General features: G+C 54.4%; 4 protein-coding genes. 1 reads left to right on the top strand and 3 read right to left on the bottom strand.

What is annotated here, in order from left to right; translation table 11 throughout:
* The coding region (locus MVC73_RS04755) for an FtsX-like permease family protein (RefSeq protein WP_297507596.1) at positions 1 to 1706 on the bottom strand (1706 nt) is incomplete at its 3' end.
* Positions 1675 to 2388: an ABC transporter ATP-binding protein gene (locus MVC73_RS04750; protein WP_297507593.1), complete on the bottom strand. Its 714-nt coding sequence runs from the start codon at positions 2386 to 2388 to the stop codon at positions 1675 to 1677. The genes MVC73_RS04750 and MVC73_RS04755, both read right to left, overlap by 32 nt.
* 127 nt (positions 2389 to 2515) lie before the next feature.
* Between MVC73_RS04750 and MVC73_RS04745 the strand changes: the two genes are divergently transcribed.
* A complete protein-coding gene (locus MVC73_RS04745; protein ID WP_297507599.1) occupies positions 2516 to 3058 on the top strand; it encodes an NTPase in 543 nt (180 codons plus the stop codon).
* Here the strand turns inward: MVC73_RS04745 and MVC73_RS04740 are convergent.
* The coding region (locus tag MVC73_RS04740) for a CBS domain-containing protein (protein ID WP_297507590.1) at positions 3048 to 3424 on the bottom strand (377 nt) is incomplete at its 5' end. The two genes, MVC73_RS04745 and MVC73_RS04740, sit on opposite strands and share 11 nt — an antisense overlap.

Genomic DNA, 3424 nt, shown 5'->3' with positions numbered 1-3424 from the left:
TCCCTCCAGACGTGGGAGTTGGGGATTCCGAGGGCTTTCAGAGCCGCGTAGACCCTCTCGTTGCTCTCGATTTCGAAATACACCAGTGCAAAGAGGGCCAAGATCCCCACCAGGGTTACCATCCCGATTATCCCGTAGACGGCGCTCCTGAAGAGCCTAATGTTGTTTTCCATCTTTCTCTTCATGTCCTCCTCTGTAATCACCCGCAGGCCGAGTTTTTCGTACTCCTCCTTCGCGGCCTTGGGGTTAGACACGTTCAGGAAGGCGATTCTATCCTGGACGAAGGGTTTCTTCGGCAGGAAAACGGCCTTAAAGTCATAGAAGGGTGCATCGCTTATACCGGTGACGACGTACTCCTCCGGCTTTCCGAGGAGCTTGAGTTCAACAGTGTCCCCGACCTTTATTCCGAGCTTCTTGGCGAGGCCCTTTCCGATGACGGCTTCGTCGGGCTTCTGGAACCACCTGCCCCCGATCAGGGTGGACTTGAAGGTGCTGCCGTAATCGAGGAAGTAAACCTCTGTGGTTATCCCTCCAGCGCTTTGACCGCTCAGGTAGCCCGCCTTTTCACCAGGAACTTCGGCTATCTTCTCAGGTGGGCCAACGACCATGACGTTGAAGGGGATGTCAGAATTTGCGAGGTTCTCAACGCCCCTTATTCCGAAGTATGCCGAAGAGGCCGCGAGGAAGATGACGAAGAAGACCGCAAAGAACCTCAGCGGAGAGCTTTTCCGCGGCGTGAAGCGGAGGGCATTTACCGGTCTTATCCTGGAGATGTAGAGGTAGGGCAGTGAGAGGACGAGTGCGATGGCGAGGGCCATGACCGCGTCAAACTTCAGGGGATACGCATAGTCTGGGCTGAAGGGTATGGGAAACCTCGCAGCTATGTATGAGTAGCCAGTCTTCATTCCAATGGGAATTCCTGCCAGGTAAGCGATCATCGCAACGAGGAGGTGGTCGCCGATGAAGAGAGCCGCGGTAAAAGAGTCTGGGAGGCCGAGCGCCTTCATCGTCCCGATGTCCCTCACGCTCCCCTTTGCGTGGACTGCTGTGAGTACAACGATAACCGTGAGCGCTGCCCCGAGGAGAAGGTAGAGGAAGCTCATCGCGAAGTCCTTGACTCCTTTTACTGAGTCCATGTAGGGGATTCCATTGGAGTAGTCCGCGAAGTACTCGACCCGGGCGTTTTTCATCAGGAACTCGGCCAGTGCCTCAGGATCGCTGCACTTCATAAACGCGTAGAGCTGCGTCCCTTTCCTTTTGGTGAGGACTATCGGCTCCCCGCTCAGGTAGTAGTAAGACCCTCTGACCTCATACTCCTCCCCGTCGATGATGAGCCGGTCCCCCTTATCGGCCTCTGGGAATGCGAGAACCACCACCCCTTTATCGGGGCTTTTAACGCCGAGCGACCTGAACTCACCGTAGCCTGCCATGGCTTCGTAGCTTTTTCCGTTCAACGTTACCTCGGTCTCTTTGAAGTAGATGTAGTTCACGACTTCTCCAAACCGGGTCAGGTTCTCAACCGAGATACCTGAAACGACGAACTCGACGTTTCCGGTCTCCGCGAAGTCCTCGACGGCTTTGCCAATGCTCCCAACTGCAGAGAGAGTGAAGTTGAAGCCGAGGCTCACGACGAAGAACACGATAAAAACAGCGGCCGCTTTCTTCTTTTCGCCCCTAAGCTTTCTGAGGGTTGCTTTTAACCTCATGCACCTCACCGTCCTTGAGGGTTATCAGAACGTCTGCAAAGCGGAAGAATTCCCTCTCGTGGGTGGAGGCTATGACGGTAACGCCCTCTTCTTCGTTTACCCTCCTCAGAAGCTCCCAGATCCTGAGCTTGTTCTCCCAGTCAAGGTTGGCCGTTGGTTCATCTGCAAAGATGTATCTTGGCCTGTTCGCTAAAGCCCTCGCTATTGCGACCCTCTGCATTTCTCCCCCGCTCATCTCGCTCGGCCTCTTGTCCTTCAAGTGCTCTGCATTGACGAGCCTTAAAAGCTCCAGCGCTCTTTCAGAGGGGTTTCCGATTTTCTTTGAGTACCTCATGGGCAGCATCACGTTTTCCAGCCCGGTAAGGTAGGGCACCAAGTAGAAGAACTGGAAGATTATCCCGAAGTTCTCAAGACGGAACTTTCGGAGCTCTTTCTCCTTCATCGCCGTGATGTCCTTTCCATCAACTATCACCTGCCCACTGGTAGGCCTGTCAATCCCCGTTAGAATGTTGAGCAGCGTCGTCTTCCCACTCCCGGAGGGGCCGGCGATGATGTAGAAGCGCCCGTCTTCGAAGGTGATGCTAACGTCCCTCAGGGCAAGGGCCTTCCCGAACTCGTAAAACTTCTCAAGGTTTTGAACCTCGATCATTTTATCACTACCCCCATCGTTCGTGTCAATCACGTTACCCTTTTAAAAAGTTACCATCGCAGTGGCCTGTGTATGCCCGTAAGTGGTGCGCATATCCGGATTCCCGATCCTTTGCCCAAAGGGTTAAATGCCCCCTGCCAAACTTTCTCAGGTGAATCAAATGGTGCTGAGAATCTTCGTAACAGGCCCGGCGGGTGTCGGGAAGACAACCCTCGTCGAAAGGGTAGCCAAAGAAGTTGACCGCTGGGGCTACATCGTCGGCGGAATGATAACGCGGGAAGTGAGAAGGGGTGGGAGGCGCGTCGGCTTCAAAATCACTGCAATCGACACCGGCGAAGAAGGAACTTTGGCGAGCATCAGGGGAACCTCCCACCTGCCGGGTACCCCCTTCGGGAAGTACGTCGTCCACGTCGACGAGATAGAGAGGGTTGCCGTTCCCGCCATAAGGCGTGCCATTGATGAGGCGGACTTAATCGTCATAGACGAAATCGGCCCCATGGAGTATAAGAGCGACGAGTTTATCCGCGTCGTTGGCGATGTTCTGAAGTCAGAAAAACCGCTGTTGGCCGTTGTTCATAGACACTTTGTAGACAGATTTCGCCCCCTCGGGAGGCTCCACACGTTAAGCGTCGAGAACAGAAACGCGGAGTTTGGAATAATCCTAGATGAGATAATGAAGGAGCTGAAGGGTCTCAGAGGTTGAGGCTGTCCTTGCAGCTCTCGCATATCCACTTTTCCCCGCCCTCAATGTAGACCTTGTAGAGCGGCCCGTACTGCCCGCAGAGCTCGCAGATTCCGTAGACCTCGGTCTCCTCGCTGGCCTCCTCTTCGCTCTCGTTGTTGTATGCGTTGAGCGCAGCGAGAAGATCGGCGGCCGTGACGAAGCCTATCGGCTTCCCAAGCCTCGTAACGAGGAGTCTTCTAATTCCCTTGTCCATCATCTTGTCGATTGCGTCACCGATGTCATAGTCGTCCTCTATGGTGACAGGATTCTGGGTCATAACTTCCTTGACTTTCACGCTCTTGGGATCCCTTCCCTTGGCAACGACCTTGTCGAGGATGTCTCTGT

Origin of the sequence: Thermococcus sp. (assembly GCF_027052235.1) — an archaeon.
Lineage (GTDB): Archaea > Methanobacteriota_B > Thermococci > Thermococcales > Thermococcaceae > Thermococcus.
Note: the sequence above shows the minus strand (reverse complement) of the source record. Positions and strands in the feature narration are given on the sequence as shown.